This is a genomic window from Cupriavidus sp. 05T42 (genome assembly GCF_056396345.1).
Genome location: NZ_JBFTLH010000010.1, coordinates 72,443 through 89,747, shown reverse-complemented (window position 1 = coordinate 89,747; position 17,305 = coordinate 72,443). Strand labels below are relative to the sequence as shown.

Here is a 17,305-nt window from a genome sequence, read left to right as displayed (position 1 = left end):
GGACTTCCTCCCGATCGCCGGCGCGTGCCGGCAGCGCGGCCAATCCGCTGCGCTGGCTCGGCTATCTCGCCGGCTGCCTGGTGGCGGGCGTGCTGGCGATGCAGCTCTACTTCTTCCTCCAGATTGCTGCGTGGCAGGTCGTGAACCCATCGTCCACGACCTTCATGCGCGCCGAGCGCTGGCGGCTCTGCGGCGCCAATGTCTGGAGTTGCGGGGTCGAGCGCGAGTGGGTGCGCTACGACGACATCTCGCGGCACCTGAAGCGCGCGGTCATCGCCAGCGAGGACGCGGATTTCGTCAATCATCCCGGCTACGACCTCGACGCGATGCTGACCGCCTGGGAGCGCAACAAGCAGCGCGGGCGCATCGTGCGCGGCGGGTCGACCATCACGCAGCAGCTCGCCAAGAACCTGTTCCTGGCGCCCGAGCAGCACTACCTGCGCAAGGGCCAGGAGCTGGCCATCACGTGGATGCTCGAGTTCTGGCTCGACAAGCAGCGGATCTTTGAGATTTACCTGAATTCGGTGGAGTGGGGCGAGGGCGTCTTCGGTGCCGAGGCCGCCGCCCAGCACTACTTCCACACCTCGGCCGCCAAGCTAGGCGTCGGGCAGGCCGCGCGGCTCGCGGCGGCGCTGCCGGCGCCGAAATGCTTCGACAAGAAGACATATTGCGCCAACGTGCACGTCAACTTCCGCGTCAAGGCGTCGATCATCGCGCGCCGCATGGGCGCGGCCACGCTGCCGGACTAGCGCTTCCGGCAACGGGCGCTGGCGCTGGCACTGACTTCAGCTCAGCCAGCCCTTGCGGCGGAAGTAGATCAGCGGAATCGCCGCCGACACGGCCATCAGCGCGATGGCCCACGGGTAGCCCGCGGCCCAGTCCAGTTCCGGCATCAGCTTGAAGTTCATCCCGTAGATGCTCGCGATCAACGTCGGCGGCATCAGCGCTACCGACACCACCGAGAACAGCTTGATGATCTTGTTCTGGTTGATGTTGATGAAACCGACCGTCGCATCCATCAAGAAGTTGATCTTGTCGAACAGGAACGCGGTGTGGTTTTCGATGGAGTCGATGTCGCGCAGGATCTGGCGGGCCTCGTCCTGCTGCTCGGCGGACAGCAGCTGGCTGCGCATCAGGAACGACACCGCGCGGCGCGTATCCATGACGTTGCGGCGAATGCGGCCGTTCAAGTCTTCCTCGCGGGCGATGGTTTCCAGCACGTCGGCGGCGGCGGCATCGGTCACGTTCTCGGCCAGCACCCGGCGGCTGGCTTCCTCCAGCCGCTCGTAGATCTCCTCGATGGAGTCGGCGGAGTACTCGGCGTCGGTGGCGTACAGGTCCATCAGCACGTCCTTGGCATTGCGCACCGAACCCGGCCGCATGCGCGCGCGCAGGCGCACCAGCCGGAACACCGGCAGATCCTCGTCGTGGATGGAGAACAGCACGTCGCGCGTGAGCACGAAGGCCACGCGCACGTTGCGCGACGCCTCGTCCTCGGCCAGCAGGAAATCGGTGCGGATGTGGATGTTCTCGTCCTCGCCCTCGAAATACCGGGCGGACGCTTCCAGGTCACCGAGGTCCTCGAGTTCCGGCAGGACGACGTTATAGGCTTCCTTGATCCATGCCAGCTCCTCGTCGTCGGGGCTGACGACGTCGATCCAGATGGGCTTGTGCTGCAGCAGCTCATTGCGCTCGTCGACCTGCTCCTGGGCAAGCCGGCCTTTCTGCAGGACGAACAGGTTGATCATCCCTGGGTTCCTTGTTACTGATGGCGCGGTTGTCGATGCATTGAAGACAGGCGCAGGCAAGGCAAGCCAGCCGGGTGACCATGGCGCGGCCACGGGCAAGCGTGATCGCGCTGCGGACGGCCGCAACAAAGCGGCGCGCGGGCAAGGCGATGGCGTTTGCCTGGGTTTGGCTGGCTGGCCGGGAGAGGGAAGATCCGAAGCGCGACACGGCAGTCAGGGCGACGGCCGCAGGGGGAAACGGAAAGACACTCACCCGCAGGTGTCTGCGGGCAAGGACGGCGATAAGCAAGGGCAGGGCCCCGCGGATCGTCGTTACGCAGCCCGCAGTGACATGGCATCCGACGATGTCGCGGTACGACCGCGGCAACTCGAACACCCGATGCTACTGCCCACGTACTTTCTCCGGGATTCTGATGGCCGCGAGTGTAATCCAACGCAGGGGGGCTTGTTAAGCGAAATCTCATCCCGCGCGCCACCCGTTGCGCGCCGCGAACGCCGCCCTACGTTTGGCTTACAGGCGGCGGCGCAGCAGCGGGGCCAGCATCACCGAAGACAGCGCCGCGAACATCAGCACGATGGCCGCGTAGTCCTGCCAGTGCGGCGTCTCGCCGAGCAGCCACATGCCCGAGAAGACCCCCACCACGGGGATGAACATGATCGACAGGCTGGACACCACCGGCGGCAGGCTGCGCGCCAGCGCGAACCAGACCAGGTGGCAGTAGGCGAAGACCACCACGGCGTTATAGGCGATGGCGCCCCATTCCACGGCCGTGGGCATGCGCCAGCCCGACTCCAGCAGCAGCGTGCCGAGGCCCAGGAAGGGCAGGGTGATGGCCAGCATCCAGAACGTGAGCGCGCCGATGGGAATATCCACCTGGGTCCGCTTCATCAACTGGGTGCCGAGGCCCCAGCCGGCCGCCGCCACCAGCATCAGCAAGGTGCCGGCCGGGCTGCCGGTGAGCGCGGCGATCTCGCCCGACAGCAGCAGCACCGTGCCGGCCAGCGCGCAGGCAATGCCGATCCAGGCGGACAGGGCGATGCGGTCCCGGAACAGCACCAGCCCCCAGACCACGGCCCAGATCGGCATGGTGTAGCCGAGGATGGCCGCGCGGCCCGAGGACAGCATCTTGACCGCGCAGATCGCGAACAGGTGCCAGATCACCATGTTCGGGATGGCTAGCTTGATCACCATCGGCCAGCTGGCGCGCGGTACGTGGAGGGATTCCCCGCGCAGCTTCAGCGCCAGTCCCAGCGCCACCAGCCCGCCGGCCATGCAGAGCAGCCGGAAGCCCATGGCCGGGAAATGGGCGACGCCCACCTTCATGATGGGCCAGTTGATGCCCCAGGCGAGCGTGAGGATGACGAGCAGGACGATGCCGCGGCGATCGAGGGTCATGGGAGGCGAGACGGGATTTGGCGACGTAGCGAGGTCGCTCTTATTAAGCGGGAGCGCAAAACCCGAAAACGATAGCACGCAACGGGTAAAATTGCGCCAACGCCATATATCGTGCGCCGGACCGCGCTGCCGGCGCCCCGCGACAACCGGCCGGCGCGCCGCCGCGTTATCCTTGGATAACGTCCGGCCCCCGGGCCTTACCCAACATCGAGCATCCCATGACTTTCACCGAGCAGCTGTCCGCCGCATGGCAGCGTAACGATTCCCTGCTGTGCGTCGGCCTCGATCCGGACCCGGCCAAGCTGCCGCTGTCCCTGACCAGCACGGGCGGCGCGATTTTCTCGTTCTGCCGGGAGATCGTCGACGCCACGGCCGACCTGGTCTGCGCCTTCAAGCCGCAGATCGCCTATTTCCATTCGCAGCGCGCCGAGGACCAGCTCGAGCAACTGATCGAGTACATCCACGATGCCCACCCGGGGATTCCGGTGATCCTGGATGCCAAGCGCGGCGACATCGGCTCCACGGCCGAGCACTATGCCGTGGAGGCGTTCGAGCGCTACCGCGCCGATGCGGTCACGGTCAGCCCGTACATGGGGTTCGATTCGATGTCGCCGTACCTGGCGCATCCGGGGCGGGGGGTGATCGTGCTGTGCCGGACCTCCAACCCGGGCGGCTCGGACGTGCAGTTCCTGCAGGTCGACGGCAAGCCGCTCTACCAGGTGGTGGCCGAGGCCGCGCGCGAGCGCTGGAATACTAACGGGCAGATGGGACTGGTGGTCGGCGCCACGTTCCCGAATGAAATCGCCAAGGTGCGCCAGATCGTGGGTGACATGCCGCTGCTGATTCCGGGCATCGGCGCGCAGGGCGGGGACATCGAGGCCACGGTGAAGGCCGGCCGCACCGCCGACGGCACCGGCATGATGATCAATTCCTCGCGCGCCATCCTGTACGCGAGCCGTGACAAGGATTTCGCCACGGCCGCCCGGAATGTGGCGTTGCAGACGCGCGAGACCATCAACCGCTATCGTCACGGTTAAGCGACGATCAGCGTGATAGCCGCCGGAGCGGGCAGCTTACTGCTCGTTTCGGATCAATTCGAAGAGGCCGCGCATGGCATGCTCCGCGGCCTGGCGGCGGATCTGGGCGCGATCGCCCTTGAACCGCTGCGTCTGCGTCAGCGTGGTAACGCGGTTGCTCCAGCCGAAACAGACCATGCCGACGGGCTTTTCCGGCGTGCCGCCGCCCGGGCCGGCCACGCCGGTAATCGCCAGCGACACCTGCGCGCGGCTGTTCAGCAGCGCGCCCTCGGCCATGGCATGGGCCACTTCCTCGCTGACCGCGCCATGATCGCGGATCAGCTTCGCCGGCACCCCCAGCATCGTGGACTTGGCTTCGTTCGAATACGTGACGAAGCCGCGCTCGAACCAGCCCGACGACCCGGCCACATCGGTGATCGCGGCGGCGACGAGGCCGCCGGTGCACGATTCCGCCGTGGCAAGCATCAGCGAATGTTCCGCAAGGACGGATCCGGCCTGGATGGCAAGCTGGTCAAGCAGGCGACTGACGGACATATCGACGAATCCTTATTTGACGATGCGATGCCCGCTCAGAACGAGCGCCAGAGCGCGAACACGAGCAGGGTGTAGAAGGCCGCGAAGATGTCGTCGAACATCACGCCAAACGCGCCGAGCAGGCCGGGGCCCTTGAGCGTGCGGTCGTAGTAGGCGATGGGTGCGGGTTTGGCGATGTCGAACAGGCGGAACCACAGGAACGCCGCGAACTGGCCCCAGAAGCCGGTGGGGGTGACGAACAGCAGCACCAGCCAGAACGCCACGATCTCGTCCCAGACCATGCTGCCATGGTCATACACGCCCATATCGCGCGCGGTACGCCGGCACGCCCAGATGCCGACGAGGAAACCGCCGGCGATGATCCAGAGCCACGTGGACGGCTCGATCCACATCGAGATCACAACGAACGACAGCCAGCCGTACAGCGTGCCGACCGTGCCCGGGCTGACCGGCGACAGCCCCGAGCCAAAGCCGAGTGCGATGGCGCGTGCGGGATGGCCGAGCATGAAGCGCGCGGTGGGGCGCGTGACGCGCGCGGTTTGTCCCGCTTCCAGCGTGACGGGGGGAACAGGGTCGCGCGGCGCGGCCCCGGGAGGATAGGCGGACATCAGGAGTTGGCTCGTCTGTCTTGCTTTTGTCATATGGCGCGCGGCGGTGGCTCCCGCCGAGCGCATGGCGGCATCATGACATGGCTCGTGCGCGAAGTGTCAGGAAGCGAAGTGGTCGAACGCGGTGCCGCTGAAGGCGTAGGGGTTGCCGTCACCATCCACCAGGCGCAGGCCCGGCTCCGGTGTGATGCTGCCGGCACGCGTTAGCGGCAGGCCGAGTTGCCGGGAGATGCCGGCGATGGCTTCGCGCGCGCCGACGGGCGCCGTGAAGCACAGTTCGTAGTCATCGCCGCCGGCCAGTACGCATTCGCGCTGGCGCGCCAGCGGCTGGGCGCCGAGCACTTCGGAGCGAGGCAGCGCATCCACGTCGATGATCGCGCCCAGCGCCGACCGGGTGAGGATATGGCCGAGGTCGCCGATCAGCCCGTCCGAGATATCGAGCGCGGCATGGGCGATGCCACGCAGCGCCATGCCCAGCGCCACGCGCGGGGTGGGGGTGTCCATGCGCGGCCGGATGATCGTGAAATCCGGCTCGGGCAGCAGCCATTCGCCGCGGCAGTCGCCCAGCGCGAGGCGGGCGTCGCCAAGGGTGCCGGAGATCCAGATATCGTCGCCGGGGCGCGCCGCGTCGCGGCGCAGCGCCTGACGGCCGGGCACATCGCCGAACACGGTAATCGACAGCGTAAGCGGTCCCTTGGTCGTATCGCCGCCGATCAGCTCGCAGCCGTGGGCATCGGCCAGCGCCAGCATGCCGGCGGCCAGTTCGGCCAGCCAGGCGGGGTCCGCCTCGGGCAAGGCGAGCGCGAGCGTGAAGGCGCGTGGTTCGGCGCCCATCGCGGCAAGATCGGAGAGGTTGACCGCCAATGCCTTGTGGCCGAGCGCACGCGGGGGCACATCGGGGAAGAAATGGCGGCCGCTGACCAGCATGTCGGTGCTAATGGCCAGTTGATGGCCCGGACGGCCCTCGATCAGCGCGCAATCGTCGCCTACGCCCAACGCGGCCTTGTGGACCGGGCGGGTGAAGAACTGGCGGATCAGGTCGAATTCGGAAAGCGGGGCGCTGGCGGGGTCCGGCATGGGGGATGGGCGTTTGGCGAAAAAAGCCGTGGGAGATTACCGGTGGTCAAGCCCTTCGGCATGCGGCATATTGTACCGAAACGCAAAGCTGCCCCGCGCAAAACGCTTATTGTGAAATAATATTTCACAATATAAAATGCGCAGTTCAAAAAGCAGAGACAGCGGGTACGTGGAGCCGGCCCGCTCGGTTTTCCGCGAATTTCAGTGCGGCTCCACCGATCGGAAGATGCGCAGATGACCAGTCCTCAGCAGTCCCCGTCCCAAGACGATCTGAAACAACAGCAGCGTGAGGCGCTGCGCAAGGCCGCGCTCGAGTATCACGAGTTTCCGACCCCGGGCAAGATCTCCGTCACCCCGACCAAGCCGCTCTCGAACCAGCGCGACCTGGCCCTGGCCTATTCGCCAGGTGTTGCCGCCGCTTGCGAGGAGATCGTTGCCGATCCGGCCAATTCCTTCCGCTACACCGCGCGTGGCAACCTCGTTGCCGTGATCACCAACGGCACGGCCGTGCTGGGCCTGGGCGACATCGGCGCTGCAGCCTCGAAGCCGGTCATGGAAGGCAAGGCCGGCCTGTTCAAGAAATTCGCCGGTATCGATGTGTTTGACATCGAGATCGACGAAAAAGACCCGCAGAAGCTGGTCGATATCATCGCCTCGCTCGAGCCGACCTTCGGCGGCATCAACCTTGAGGACATCAAGGCGCCGGAATGCTTCTACGTGGAGCGCACGCTGCGTGAGCGGATGAAGATTCCCGTCTTCCACGACGACCAGCACGGCACCGCCATCGTGGTGGGCGCGGCGGTCATCAACGGCCTGAAGGTGGTGGGCAAGGACATCTCCGAGGTCAAGCTGGTCGCCTCGGGCGCCGGCGCGGCCGCGCTGGCCTGCCTGGACCTGCTGGTGGACCTGGGCCTGCCCATCGAAAACATCTGGGTGACCGATCTGGTCGGCGTGGTCTACGAAGGCCGTACCGAGCTGATGGACCCGGAAAAGGCGCGTTTCTCGCAGAAGACCGACAAGCGCAAGCTGGCCGAAGTCATCGATGGCGCCGACATCTTCCTGGGCCTGTCCGCTGCCGGCGTGCTGAAGCAGGACATGGTCCAGCGCATGGCCGACAAGCCGCTGGTGCTGGCACTCGCCAATCCGAATCCGGAAATCATGCCGGAGCTGGTCAAGGAAGTGCGTCCGGACGCCGTGATCGCCACGGGCCGTACCGACTACCCGAACCAGGTCAACAACGTCCTCTGCTTCCCGTTCATCTTCCGCGGCGCGCTCGATTGCGGCGCCACGACGATCACGCGTGAAATGGAAGTGGCCGCCGCGCACGCCGTGGCCGAACTGGCGCGCCAGGAACAGAGCGACATCGTGGCGACGGCCTACGGCATCCAGGACCTGTCCTTCGGTCCGGAATACCTGATCCCGAAGCCGTTCGATCCGCGCCTGATCGTCAAGATCGCCCCGGCCGTGGCCGAGGCCGCCGCCAAGTCCGGCGTGGCCGCGCGTCCGATCGAGGACATGGACGCCTACCGCCTCCAGCTCCAGCAGTTCGTGTACCACTCGGGCACGCTGATGAAGCCGATCTACGCGGCAGCGCGCAAGGTCGAGATGGAGAAGAAGCGCATCGTCTTCGCCGAGGGCGAGGAAGAGCGCGTGCTGCGCGCAGTGCAGGTCATCGTCGACGAAAAGCTGGCCAACCCGATCCTGATCGGTCGTCCGGCCGTGCTGACGCACCGCATCGAGCGCTTCGGCCTGCGTCTGCGCATGGGCGTGGACTTCACCGTGGTCAACCCCGAGCACGACGAGCGTTTCCGGGATTATTCGGAAAGCTACTACAAGATGATGGCGCGCGAGGGCATCACCCAGCAGTACGCCAAGCTGGAGATGCGCCGCCGTACGACGCTGATCGGCGCCATGCTGGTCAAGAAGGGCGAGGCCGATGGCATGATCTGCGGCACGGTCAGCACCACGGCCGCGCACCTGCGCTACATCGACCAGGTGCTGGGCGGCACGAACAAGGTCTACGCGGCCATGAACGGGCTGGTCCTGCCGGGCCGCCAGATCTTCCTGGTGGACACCCACGTCAATATCGACCCGACCGCCGAGGAACTGGCCGAGATCACGATGATGGCGGCGGAAGAACTCAAGCGCTTCGGCATCGAGCCGAAGGTGGGCCTGCTGTCGCATTCGAACTTCGGTACGTCCGAGGCGCCTTCGGCACGCAAGATGCGCGATACGCTCGCCATCCTGCGCGAACGCGCACCGGAACTCGAGGTGGATGGCGAGATGCACGGCGACAGCGCGCTCGACCAGAAGCTGCGTGATTCGCTGGTGCCGGACGGCGCGCTGGTGGGCGAGGCCAACCTGCTGGTGTGCCCGAATATCGACGCAGCCAACATCTCGTACAACCTGCTCAAGGTGGCGGCGGGCAATAACGTGGCCATCGGCCCGATCCTGCTCGGCGTGAAGGAGCCGGTGCACATCCTGACGCCGTCGGCCACGGTGCGGCGTATCGTCAACATGACCTCGCTGGTCGTGGTGGATGCGGCGGCCAAGCGCTGAAGTCGGGTATTTGCCACGCGGTATCAGGAAAGCCGGGTTCGCCCGGCTTTTTTCATGCAGCCGTTCGGGGCATCGTATGCAAGGTTAGTATGCGCCCACATCCAAATAACATATTGAAACAATTGAAGATTTCCGGCGCGGCGGCGCGCAGGGATTGATTATTGGTGGACATGCGCGTAACCTTACGCCTTTGAATGCAGGCGCTCGTCCCGGGCGCGCCGGTGCCCGCGAGCAGGTTTCGCGCGCCGGAATGACCGTCCAACCAATATTTCGATAACGTGGGATCCAGGATTTCCCCGAACCAGACGCAGCGGCAGTCACTTTGGCAGTCCCTGAGCCTGGCACGACGCCTGGGCCATGTGTTGGCGGGCGCGGCGCTGTCGGTGGCCATCGCCACCGGTGCGCAGGTTGCGGTGGCTCGGCAGGCGACGCAGGATCTGGGCGCCAGCATCGACGGCAGGGCGGGAACCATCGCCACGCAGCAGTTGCCCAACGATGCGCGCCAGACACTGGAGCGCATCGAGTCCGGCGGGCCGTTTCCGTTCGACAAGGATGGTTCGCGGTTCGGTAATTACGAACGCATCCTGCCGCAGCAGCCGCGCGGGTATTACCGCGAATACACCGTCAAGAACAGCAACACCAAAAGCCGGAATCGGGGAGCCAGGCGGATCGTTTGTGGTGGGGATCAGCGCGCCGCCAACGACTGCTATTACACGGAAGACCACTACAACAGTTTCAAACGGATAACCAAATGATGACTGACATTTTCGGATTGGGCGACGCCCTTGCCGCCCGCGAGGAGCGCGGCGCCGGAGATGGCTGGCAACGGGCCCACCATCAGGCCCAGAACCTTTATGACAACGTGCTCATGATGCCCCGACAGGAGCTCACGCACAGACTTCCGCCCGCATGCGCGCCCGCCATGGTGACCTGGGCCGACGACGGCACCAGCGAGGGAGCCATGAACCTGTTCAAGACGGTGCGTCCGAACATCGTCCAGTCGATTCGCGCGTTCCGCGTGCCTGAGCTGGCCCACGCGGCCGCCGCGCTGAACCAGCATTTCCTGTACGCCAATTGCGCCCATTGCGCGAGCAAGGCGGAGATCCTTGAGACGATTGCCACGGAATTCACCTTCCCGAAGCATTTCGGCAAGAATTTCGATGCGCTGTCTGATTGCCTGACGGACATGATCCACAAGGCCGGCCCGCAGCCGGGCTTCGTGATCGTGCTGGAAGGACTGCCGATTGCGCAGAAATTCGACAAGGAAGGGCGTGAGGTGCTGCTCGACGTCTTCCGCGACGCGGCCGAGTTCTGGGCCGAGCGCAAGGTCCAGTTCCGGGTGTTCTACTCATTCGCCTGAAGCCGCCTGCTGAATAAGAAATGCCCGCTGTTGCAGCGGGCATTTTCTTTTTGCAGGTTCGGACGGGCAGGTCAGGCCGATGGCGGCAACTGGCCGTTCGGCGTGAGCCGGTCGATCAGCTCGGGCAGGCCCTCGCTGAGGCTGGCCGCCACGTCGTCCTGCGACATGCCCGTGGTTTCCGCCAGCGATTGCAGCGCGCCGCTGCCGCCGAGTGCGCCGCTCAGGTCCGCCGGGCTGACCGGCTCGTTGGCGCCGCCGCCAATCCACGAATCCACCTGCTGGCCGAGACCGGCCTGCGAGAGCATGTCGCGGAGCGCGCCGATGCCGCCCGTGGCCGCACCCATTGCCTGCGCGCTGCCGGTGGCCTCGCCCTGGCCGCCCAGCAGGCCGCCGAGCAGCGAGCCGAGGTCCATGCCGCCGGGCGCCGGCGCGCTGCCACCGCCCAGCATGCCGCCGAGCATCCCGCCCAATCCTCCAAGTCCACCCAGTCCGCCAAGCCCGCCCGCCGCGCCCGGATCGCTCGCGTCGGCCGGCGCCACGCTGCCATCGGCGCCCTGTGTCTTGTTGCGCATCGCCATCATGGCCAGCAGGCCGAGCGCGATCATCAGCTTCGGATTCATGCCGCCCCCGCCGGGCTGGCCATCTTCGCGTTGCCCGCCCAGTTGGCCGAGCACGCCGCCCAGCACGCTATCGAGTAGTCCCATCATCGACTCCTTTGGAGTTTGGAAGGTCAGAATCCGCCAAGTACGGCGTTCAGGGCCGCCAGGCAGGTCAGCCCGGCGGTTTCGGTACGAAGGATGCGCGGCCCCAGCGACACGCCCGTGAATCCGGCGCGGATCGCCGCCGCCTCTTCCTCGGGAGATAGCCCGCCTTCGGGGCCGATCACCAGCGTTACGCCCTGTTCGCGCCAGGCATCGCGGTGCGCGGCGGCCAACTCGGGCAGCGACGCCGACGCGCGTGGCGAAAGCAGCAGCCGCGGCGCACCTCCAGCCGGTTGGGCCGATGCCGCCAGCCACGCTTCCAAGGTAGCCAGCGGCGCCACGTCCGGCAAGCGGTTCCGTCCGCATTGCTCGCACGCGGCCTGCACAAGGGCCTGCCAGTGCGCCTGGCGGCGCGCGGCGCGGTCGCCCGACAGCCGCACGACCGAGCGCGCAGCCTGCAGGGGCTGGATCTCGGTGACGCCGAGTTCGACGGCTTTCTCGATCAGCCAGTCCATCTTGTCGCCGCCGGCCAGCCCCTGCGCCAGCGTCACGCGGTAGGGCAGTTCGGCCTCGGCCGGGTCGTGGCCGGCCACCTGCGCGGTGGCGTGCCGCTTGCCGATGTCCGCCAGCGTGGCCGCGTGGCTGCCGCCGCGGCCGTCGAACAGCGTGATGGCGTCGCCCGGGGCGAGGCGCAGCACCTGGATGTGACGCACCACGGCGTCGGGCAAGTCGAGCACGGCATCGGCAGTCAGTGCCGAGTCAATGAAAAAGCGAGGGGGCATCAGTCAGTCAGGAGTTGGCGGGCGCCTTGGCCGGGTCGAGGCGGGTGGCGAAGCCCCAGCGGTAGCCATCCGGGTCTTCGACCATGCAGTAGCGGTCGCCCCAGAACTGGTCGGCGGGCGGCATCACGCTGATGGCGCCGGCGGCGAGGGCCTGGGCGTAGATGGCGTCCACGTCGCCACAGTAGACATAGAAGGTCTGCGGGGCCTCCACGCCGAGCGAGCGCGGCGTGCGGGCGGTGCTGCCCCAGGCGCCTTCAGGCGCGAACATGACCACGAGTTCGCCCTGGTAGTGCATCTCGGCGTGGGTCGGCACGCCGTTTTCGTCGAGCACATGGCCGGCGGTGAAGCCGAACGCGCGGCTGTAGAAGTCGAGCGCGGCGCGACCACTGGCCACCGTGAGGTACGGGGTCAGCCAGGGCGTGTTGGACGGTCTGGGCATGATGGTCTCCGGATGGGCAGGCGTTTCCGGTGCATGTTACTTGGAGCCGCCGGCGCTGTCGAAGATCGCCTGCAGATGGCGCGGGTGCGTGAACAGCGTCGGATGGAGATCGGCGTGGTAGCAGCGCAGCGCGGACGCAAGCTGCCACTGGCGCAGGCGCGCGGCGATCTGGCTCGCGGGGCAGGCGGCGATGTCGAGTGCGTCGCTGGTCAGCGCGATCCCCCACAGCGCGCCGTAGGCCGGGATGAACGTGGCGAGCGGCGCCACATGGGCGAATAGTTCGCGCAGGCGCGCCAGCAGCAGCCGGGCTGTGTCGGGCCGGTGCAGCGGCGGGCCGAGGTGGATCGACATCGTCCCGCCCGGCGCCAGGCAGCGGCGCGCGGCCTGCAGGCCGTGGAGGGAGAAGAGGGCGGTGGCCGGGCTGCCATCGTCGGCTTCGGTCAGATCGAAGACGATCAGGTCGAAGCGCCGGCCGGCGCGGCCGAAGGCTTCCATCAGCCCGAGCGCGTCGCCGATGGCGATGTGCAGGCGCGGATCGTCGGGCTTGCTGGGCGCACTCAGGGCGCCCTGATGGATGCCCGGCAGCCATTCGCGCGCCAGGCGGACCACCTCGGCGTCCAGTTCGGCCACCACCACCTCGCGGATCGTGGGAATGCGCAGCAGTTCGAAGGCCGAGCCGCCGTCACCGCCGCCCACCACCAGCGCACTGCGCGGGCTGCCGTGCGCCGCGGCCATGGGATGGACCATCAATTCATGCTGGATCCAGGCGTCCGCTTCGGTGCTCATCACGCGGCCATCGAGCCGGAAGATGCGGCCAAATTGGGCGCTGTCGCCAATTTCGATCTGTTGATGGGCGGAACGTGACGCCGCAACCACATGGATATCGCCCAATGTGGCGCCTACGCCGGGTGCCAGCCATTCGGTCCAGCTTTGACGACCCCTTCGAGCCGTGCCCGGGCGTCCGGAAATACCCTCTGCTTCTGCTAAAATTGCGGTTTTCCCGCGCTCAGGTTCTCGCCGCATGTCTGCCCTCGCCCATCCCGCCACCAGCCCTTTCGCCTCGCAGCCCGCCAAATTGATGGCGGACGCCATCCGCGTGCTTGCCATGGACGCCGTCCAGCAAGCCAATTCCGGTCACCCCGGTGCACCGATGGGCATGGCGGATATCGCCGTGGCGCTCTGGGGCCGGCACCTGAAGCATAACCCCACGAACCCGCACTGGCCCGACCGCGACCGCTTCGTGCTGTCCAACGGCCACGGCTCGATGCTGGTCTACGCGCTGCTGCACCTGACCGGCTACGACCTGCCGATCGAGGAACTGCGCAACTTCCGACAACTGCACAGCAAGACCGCCGGCCACCCCGAGTACGGCATCACGCCGGGCGTGGAAACCACCACCGGCCCGCTGGGCCAGGGCATCACCAACGCGGTGGGCATGGCGCTGGCCGAGCGCCTGCTGGGCGAGGAATTCAACCGCCCCGGCTACGACATCGTCAACCATCACACCTATGTGTTCCTGGGCGATGGCTGCCTGATGGAAGGCATCAGCCACGAAGCCTGCTCGCTGGCCGGCACGCTCAAGCTGAACAAGCTGATTGCGATGTGGGATGACAACGGCATCTCGATCGACGGCGACGTGGTGCACTGGTTCGCCGACGACACCCCGAAGCGCTTCGAAGCCTACGGCTGGAACGTGATTCGTGGCGTGGACGGCCATGACGTGGTGGCCGTGGACAACGCCATCGCGCAGGCCAAGGCCAGCGACAAGCCGACCCTGATCTGCTGCCGTACGATCATCGGCAAGGGTGCCCCGAACAAGCAAGGCGGCCACGACGTGCACGGCGCCCCGCTGGGCGGCGCCGAAGTGCTGGCCACGCGCGAGGCGCTGGGCTGGACGCACGCCCCGTTCGAACTCCCGCAGGACGCCTACACCGCCTGGGACGCCAAGACCAACGGCAACGCGCTGGAGCGCGCCTGGAACGCGCTGTTCGAGTCGTACGCCGAAGTGCATCCGTATGAAGCCGGCGAATTCACGCGCCGCATGCGCGGCGAGCTGCCGGGCGCGTTCGACGCCGCCGTGGACGCCTTCATCGCCAAGTGCGAGGAAAAGGCCGAAACGATCGCCACGCGCAAGGCCAGCCAGAACACCATCGAGGCCTTCGGCCCGGTGCTGCCCGAATTCCTGGGCGGCTCGGCCGACCTGACCGGCTCGAACCTGACCAACTGGTCGGGCAGCCAGGCCGTGCGCGTGGACGCCTGGGGCAACCACATCAACTACGGTGTGCGCGAGTTCGGCATGAGCGCCATCATGAACGGCATCACGCTGCATGGCGGCTACATCCCCTACGGCGCCACGTTCCTGACTTTCTCGGACTACAGCCGCAACGCGCTGCGCATGGCCGCGCTGATGCGGATCCGCTCGCTGTTCGTGTTCACGCACGATTCCATCGGCCTGGGCGAAGACGGCCCGACCCACCAGTCGATCGAGCACGTGGCCAGCCTGCGCCTGATTCCGAACATGGATGTCTGGCGTACCGCCGACACCACCGAGACCGCCGTGGCCTGGGCCGAGGCGATCCGCCGCGAGAACGGCCCGAGCTGCCTGATCTTCAGCCGCCAGAACCTGCCGTTCCAGCGCCGCGATGACGTCACGCGCGCCAATATCGCACGCGGCGGCTATGTGCTGCGCGATGGCACCAACCCGCGCACCAAGCGTCCGGACGCGGTGATCCTGGCCACGGGCTCCGAAGTGGGCCTGGCCGTGGGCGCCGCCGAGCAGCTGGCTGCCGATGGCGTGCACGTGCGCGTGGTATCGGTGCCGGCGACGACCGTGTTCGACAAGCAGGACGCCGCCTACAAGGTCAGCGTGCTGCCGGCTGGCGTGCCGCGCGTGGCAGTGGAGGCCGGCGTCAGCGACTTCTGGTGGAAGTACCAGGTCCAGGCGGTGGTCGGCATCGACACCTTCGGCGAATCCGCCCCGGCCGGCGTGCTGTTCAAGCACTTCGGCTTCACGGTGGAAAACGTCGCCGATACCGTGCGCGCCACGCTCGCCCAGTAATTCCCGCCCGCGCGGCAGCCGGTGCGACGCGCCGGTTGCGGCGCCGGCCCCGCTTTCATCGATCGCACTCTAGGAGATAGACATGACCATCAAGATCGGCATCAACGGCTTCGGCCGCATCGGGCGCATGGTGTTCCGTGCCGCCGTGGCCAACTTCAAGGACGTTGAAGTGGTCGCCATCAACGACCTGCTCGAGCCCGATTACCTGGCCTATATGCTCAAGTACGACTCGGTGCACGGCCGCTTTGACGGCGAAGTGGCCGTGGACGGCAACACGCTGGTCGTGAACGGCAAGAAAATTCGCCTGACCGCCGTGAAGGACCCGGCCGAGCTGAAGTGGGGCGAGGTGGGCGCGGACGTGGTCATCGAATCGACCGGCATCTTCCTGACCAAGGAAGGCGCACAGAAGCACATCGACGCGGGCGCGAAGAAGGTGATCATGTCGGCGCCGTCGAAGGACGACACTCCGATGTTCGTGTACGGCGTGAACCACGCCTCGTACAAGGGCGAGGCGATCATCTCGAACGCCAGCTGCACGACGAACTGCCTGGCCCCGGTGGCCAAGGTGCTGAACGACAAGTGGGGCATCAAGCGCGGCCTGATGACCACGGTGCACGCCGCCACGGCAACGCAGAAGACCGTCGACGGCCCGTCGAACAAGGACTGGCGCGGTGGCCGCGGCATCCTGGAAAACATCATCCCTTCGTCGACTGGCGCTGCCAAGGCCGTGGGCGTGGTGATTCCGCAGCTGAACAAGAAGCTGACCGGCATGTCGTTCCGCGTGCCGACCTCGGATGTGTCCGTGGTCGACCTGACCGTCGAACTCGAAAAGTCGGCAACTTACGATGAAATCTGCGCCGAAATGAAGGCACAGAGCCAGGGCGCGCTGAAGGGCGTGCTGGGCTACACCGAAGACAAGGTCGTGGCGACGGATTTCCGTGGCGACGCGCGCACCTCGATCTTCGACGCCGAAGCCGGCATCGCGCTGGATGGCACCTTCATCAAGGTCGTGAGCTGGTACGACAACGAGTGGGGCTATTCGAACAAGTGCCTGGAAATGGCACGCGTGGTGGCCAAGTAATCGTCGCAGGCTGGACGAAGTACGATAAAAAACGCGCCTTCGGGCGCGTTTTTTTTATGGCTGCGAGGCGAGTGGCGGTAGCGGCTGGGCGTCGACGCCGTCGCCATCGACAATGAAATGGCCGCCGGCCACATGGTGGATGGTGCGCAGTGCATCGTGGCCGGCAAAGTGCCAGCGGCCCTCGCTGAACACGCGGCCGTCGGCATGCGCGGCCACCACTTCGCCGAGGAACAGGTCATAGCCGGCCTGGATGGCAGGTTCCGGCAGCAGCCGGCATTCGAGCCACGCGGCACAGCCCTCGAGCAACGGCGCACCGACGACATCGCCCTGGAAAGTCTGCAGTCCGTAGGCGGCGAACTTGTCGATCCCTTGCTGCTCGGAGATGGCCAGGCCAGAACTGGAGCCGAGGGCTTGCGTGACATCCACCTGGCTCACCGTCGGCACGTGCAGCGCGAATTCACCGCTGGCCTCGAGCAGTTGGCGCGTCCACGTGGCTTTGTCGAGCACCACGGCCACCTTCGGCGGTGCGAAGTCCAGCGGCATGGCCCAGGCCGCCGCCATGATGTTGCGCTGGCCGCCATGCGCGGCGCTGACCAGCACGGTCGGGCCATGGTTGAGCAGCCGGTAGGCTTTGGCGAGTTCGACGGGAAGGCGGTGGGACGTCATGGCGCGAAATCGGACGATTCTGAGTGAAAGATGCGGGCTTCCGCTCACTATACGCCGTCGGCGCAAAGGCTACCGGGGCGTCTTTTGACATTATCTGTCGCTATCCAGTCAAATCCCGCCCAATCCGAGCCCTCGTAGTGCGAGAAATGATGAATTTGCTTTTCCCGGTAGTTTTTTTCTCTTACACTCGGAAGAATCTGTTGAACTCTGATGTGCAGCCAGTGAAAGTGGTGGGGCCATCTAAGCGTGGGCATAACAA

At 66.4% G+C, this 17,305-nt stretch carries 17 protein-coding genes; 7 read left to right on the top strand and 10 right to left on the bottom strand.

Features of this window, described 5'->3' with window-relative positions; translation table 11 throughout:
- The first annotated feature begins 47 nt into the window (after positions 1-47).
- The gene (mtgA, locus tag AC1EJR_RS15715; protein WP_441592375.1) at positions 48-749 is read left to right on the top strand and encodes a monofunctional biosynthetic peptidoglycan transglycosylase; all 702 of its coding nucleotides are present in this window, start codon (positions 48-50) and stop codon (positions 747-749) included.
- Positions 750-785: 36 nt separating this feature from the next.
- On the opposite strand, the gene corA is transcribed toward mtgA, so the two are convergent.
- On the bottom strand, positions 786-1,748 hold the full coding sequence (gene corA, locus AC1EJR_RS15710) for a magnesium/cobalt transporter CorA (protein ID WP_092298717.1): 963 nt from the start codon (positions 1,746-1,748) through the stop codon (positions 786-788).
- A 511-nt stretch (positions 1,749-2,259) separates the two neighbouring features.
- Positions 2,260-3,144 (bottom strand): DMT family transporter, encoded by an 885-nt coding sequence (locus tag AC1EJR_RS15705; RefSeq protein ID WP_092298720.1) that lies wholly within the window; start codon positions 3,142-3,144, stop codon positions 2,260-2,262.
- Positions 3,145-3,362: 218 nt separating this feature from the next.
- Between AC1EJR_RS15705 and pyrF the strand changes: the two genes are divergently transcribed.
- Positions 3,363-4,181: an orotidine-5'-phosphate decarboxylase gene (pyrF, locus tag AC1EJR_RS15700; protein ID WP_092298723.1), complete on the top strand. Its 819-nt coding sequence runs from the start codon at positions 3,363-3,365 to the stop codon at positions 4,179-4,181.
- A gap of 36 nt (positions 4,182-4,217) precedes the next feature.
- On the opposite strand, the gene AC1EJR_RS15695 is transcribed toward pyrF, so the two are convergent.
- The 3 genes from AC1EJR_RS15695 to thiL all read right to left on the bottom strand — a co-directional run bounded on the left by AC1EJR_RS15695 (position 4,218) and on the right by thiL (position 6,400).
- Positions 4,218-4,715 (bottom strand): CinA family protein, encoded by a 498-nt coding sequence (locus tag AC1EJR_RS15695; RefSeq protein WP_092298726.1) that lies wholly within the window; start codon positions 4,713-4,715, stop codon positions 4,218-4,220.
- A gap of 35 nt (positions 4,716-4,750) precedes the next feature.
- Positions 4,751-5,323, bottom strand: coding sequence for a phosphatidylglycerophosphatase A family protein (locus tag AC1EJR_RS15690; protein ID WP_092298728.1), 573 nt, complete (start codon positions 5,321-5,323; stop codon positions 4,751-4,753).
- Between the two features lie 99 nt (positions 5,324-5,422).
- Positions 5,423-6,400: a thiamine-phosphate kinase gene (gene thiL, locus AC1EJR_RS15685; RefSeq protein WP_092298731.1), complete on the bottom strand. Its 978-nt coding sequence runs from the start codon at positions 6,398-6,400 to the stop codon at positions 5,423-5,425.
- Between the two features lie 234 nt (positions 6,401-6,634).
- Here thiL and AC1EJR_RS15680 point away from each other — a divergent pair, with 234 nt between their 5' ends.
- From AC1EJR_RS15680 to AC1EJR_RS15670, 3 genes are all read left to right on the top strand, one after another.
- Complete coding sequence (locus AC1EJR_RS15680) at positions 6,635-8,959, top strand: NADP-dependent malic enzyme (protein WP_092298734.1); 2,325 nt, start codon at positions 6,635-6,637, stop codon at positions 8,957-8,959.
- A gap of 359 nt (positions 8,960-9,318) precedes the next feature.
- The gene (locus tag AC1EJR_RS15675) at positions 9,319-9,714 is read left to right on the top strand and encodes a guanyl-specific ribonuclease (RefSeq protein WP_477105719.1); all 396 of its coding nucleotides are present in this window, start codon (positions 9,319-9,321) and stop codon (positions 9,712-9,714) included.
- Positions 9,711-10,319 carry a barstar family protein gene (locus tag AC1EJR_RS15670; RefSeq protein ID WP_092298740.1) on the top strand — a complete coding sequence of 203 codons (609 nt, stop codon included), beginning with the start codon at positions 9,711-9,713 and terminating at the stop codon, positions 10,317-10,319. The genes AC1EJR_RS15675 and AC1EJR_RS15670 overlap by 4 nt, the downstream gene beginning before the upstream one ends.
- A 71-nt stretch (positions 10,320-10,390) precedes the next feature.
- Here the strand turns inward: AC1EJR_RS15670 and AC1EJR_RS15665 are convergent, their stop codons facing one another.
- The 4 genes from AC1EJR_RS15665 to AC1EJR_RS15650 are packed head-to-tail and all read right to left on the bottom strand — an operon-like array spanning position 10,391 to position 13,132.
- On the bottom strand, positions 10,391-11,023 hold the full coding sequence (locus AC1EJR_RS15665; protein WP_092298743.1) for a YidB family protein: 633 nt from the start codon (positions 11,021-11,023) through the stop codon (positions 10,391-10,393).
- Positions 11,024-11,049: 26 nt separating this feature from the next.
- Positions 11,050-11,802 (bottom strand): 16S rRNA (uracil(1498)-N(3))-methyltransferase, encoded by a 753-nt coding sequence (locus AC1EJR_RS15660; protein ID WP_092298746.1) that lies wholly within the window; start codon positions 11,800-11,802, stop codon positions 11,050-11,052.
- 7 nt (positions 11,803-11,809) lie between these two features.
- Entirely contained in the window at positions 11,810-12,241 is a 432-nt protein-coding gene (locus AC1EJR_RS15655; RefSeq protein WP_092298749.1) for a VOC family protein, read from the bottom strand.
- A gap of 36 nt (positions 12,242-12,277) precedes the next feature.
- Positions 12,278-13,132, bottom strand: coding sequence for a spermine/spermidine synthase domain-containing protein (locus AC1EJR_RS15650; protein WP_477113380.1), 855 nt, complete (start codon positions 13,130-13,132; stop codon positions 12,278-12,280).
- 130 nt (positions 13,133-13,262) lie between these two features.
- Between AC1EJR_RS15650 and tkt the strand changes: the two genes are divergently transcribed.
- Together tkt and gap are read left to right on the top strand one after the other, a co-directional pair.
- On the top strand, positions 13,263-15,299 hold the full coding sequence (tkt, locus tag AC1EJR_RS15645) for a transketolase (RefSeq protein ID WP_177219983.1): 2,037 nt from the start codon (positions 13,263-13,265) through the stop codon (positions 15,297-15,299).
- An 82-nt stretch (positions 15,300-15,381) separates the two neighbouring features.
- On the top strand, positions 15,382-16,380 hold the full coding sequence (gene gap / locus AC1EJR_RS15640) for a type I glyceraldehyde-3-phosphate dehydrogenase (RefSeq protein WP_092298755.1): 999 nt from the start codon (positions 15,382-15,384) through the stop codon (positions 16,378-16,380).
- Positions 16,381-16,434: 54 nt separating this feature from the next.
- Here the strand turns inward: gap and AC1EJR_RS15635 are convergent, their stop codons facing one another.
- Positions 16,435-17,046, bottom strand: a complete 612-nt coding sequence (locus tag AC1EJR_RS15635) for a flavin reductase family protein (protein WP_092298758.1) — start codon at positions 17,044-17,046, stop codon at positions 16,435-16,437.
- Positions 17,047-17,305 lie beyond the last annotated feature (259 nt).

Bases quoted from the DNA above. Each gene is read 5' to 3' on its own strand.
- corA (WP_092298717.1), bottom strand. From the start codon at position 1,748: ATGATCAACCTGTTCGTCCTGCAGAAAGGCCGGCTTGCCCAGGAGCAG.
- AC1EJR_RS15705 (WP_092298720.1), bottom strand. From the start codon at position 3,144: ATGACCCTCGATCGCCGCGGCATCGTCCTGCTCGTCATCCTCACGCTC.
- pyrF (WP_092298723.1), top strand. From the start codon at position 3,363: ATGACTTTCACCGAGCAGCTGTCCGCCGCATGGCAGCGTAACGATTCC.
- AC1EJR_RS15695 (WP_092298726.1), bottom strand. From the start codon at position 4,715: ATGTCCGTCAGTCGCCTGCTTGACCAGCTTGCCATCCAGGCCGGATCC.
- AC1EJR_RS15690 (WP_092298728.1), bottom strand. From the start codon at position 5,323: ATGTCCGCCTATCCTCCCGGGGCCGCGCCGCGCGACCCTGTTCCCCCC.
- thiL (WP_092298731.1), bottom strand. From the start codon at position 6,400: ATGCCGGACCCCGCCAGCGCCCCGCTTTCCGAATTCGACCTGATCCGC.
- AC1EJR_RS15680 (WP_092298734.1), top strand. From the start codon at position 6,635: ATGACCAGTCCTCAGCAGTCCCCGTCCCAAGACGATCTGAAACAACAG.
- AC1EJR_RS15670 (WP_092298740.1), top strand. From the start codon at position 9,711: ATGATGACTGACATTTTCGGATTGGGCGACGCCCTTGCCGCCCGCGAG.
- AC1EJR_RS15665 (WP_092298743.1), bottom strand. From the start codon at position 11,023: ATGGGACTACTCGATAGCGTGCTGGGCGGCGTGCTCGGCCAACTGGGC.
- AC1EJR_RS15660 (WP_092298746.1), bottom strand. From the start codon at position 11,802: ATGCCCCCTCGCTTTTTCATTGACTCGGCACTGACTGCCGATGCCGTG.
- AC1EJR_RS15655 (WP_092298749.1), bottom strand. From the start codon at position 12,241: ATGCCCAGACCGTCCAACACGCCCTGGCTGACCCCGTACCTCACGGTG.
- tkt (WP_177219983.1), top strand. From the start codon at position 13,263: ATGTCTGCCCTCGCCCATCCCGCCACCAGCCCTTTCGCCTCGCAGCCC.
- gap (WP_092298755.1), top strand. From the start codon at position 15,382: ATGACCATCAAGATCGGCATCAACGGCTTCGGCCGCATCGGGCGCATG.
- AC1EJR_RS15635 (WP_092298758.1), bottom strand. From the start codon at position 17,046: ATGACGTCCCACCGCCTTCCCGTCGAACTCGCCAAAGCCTACCGGCTG.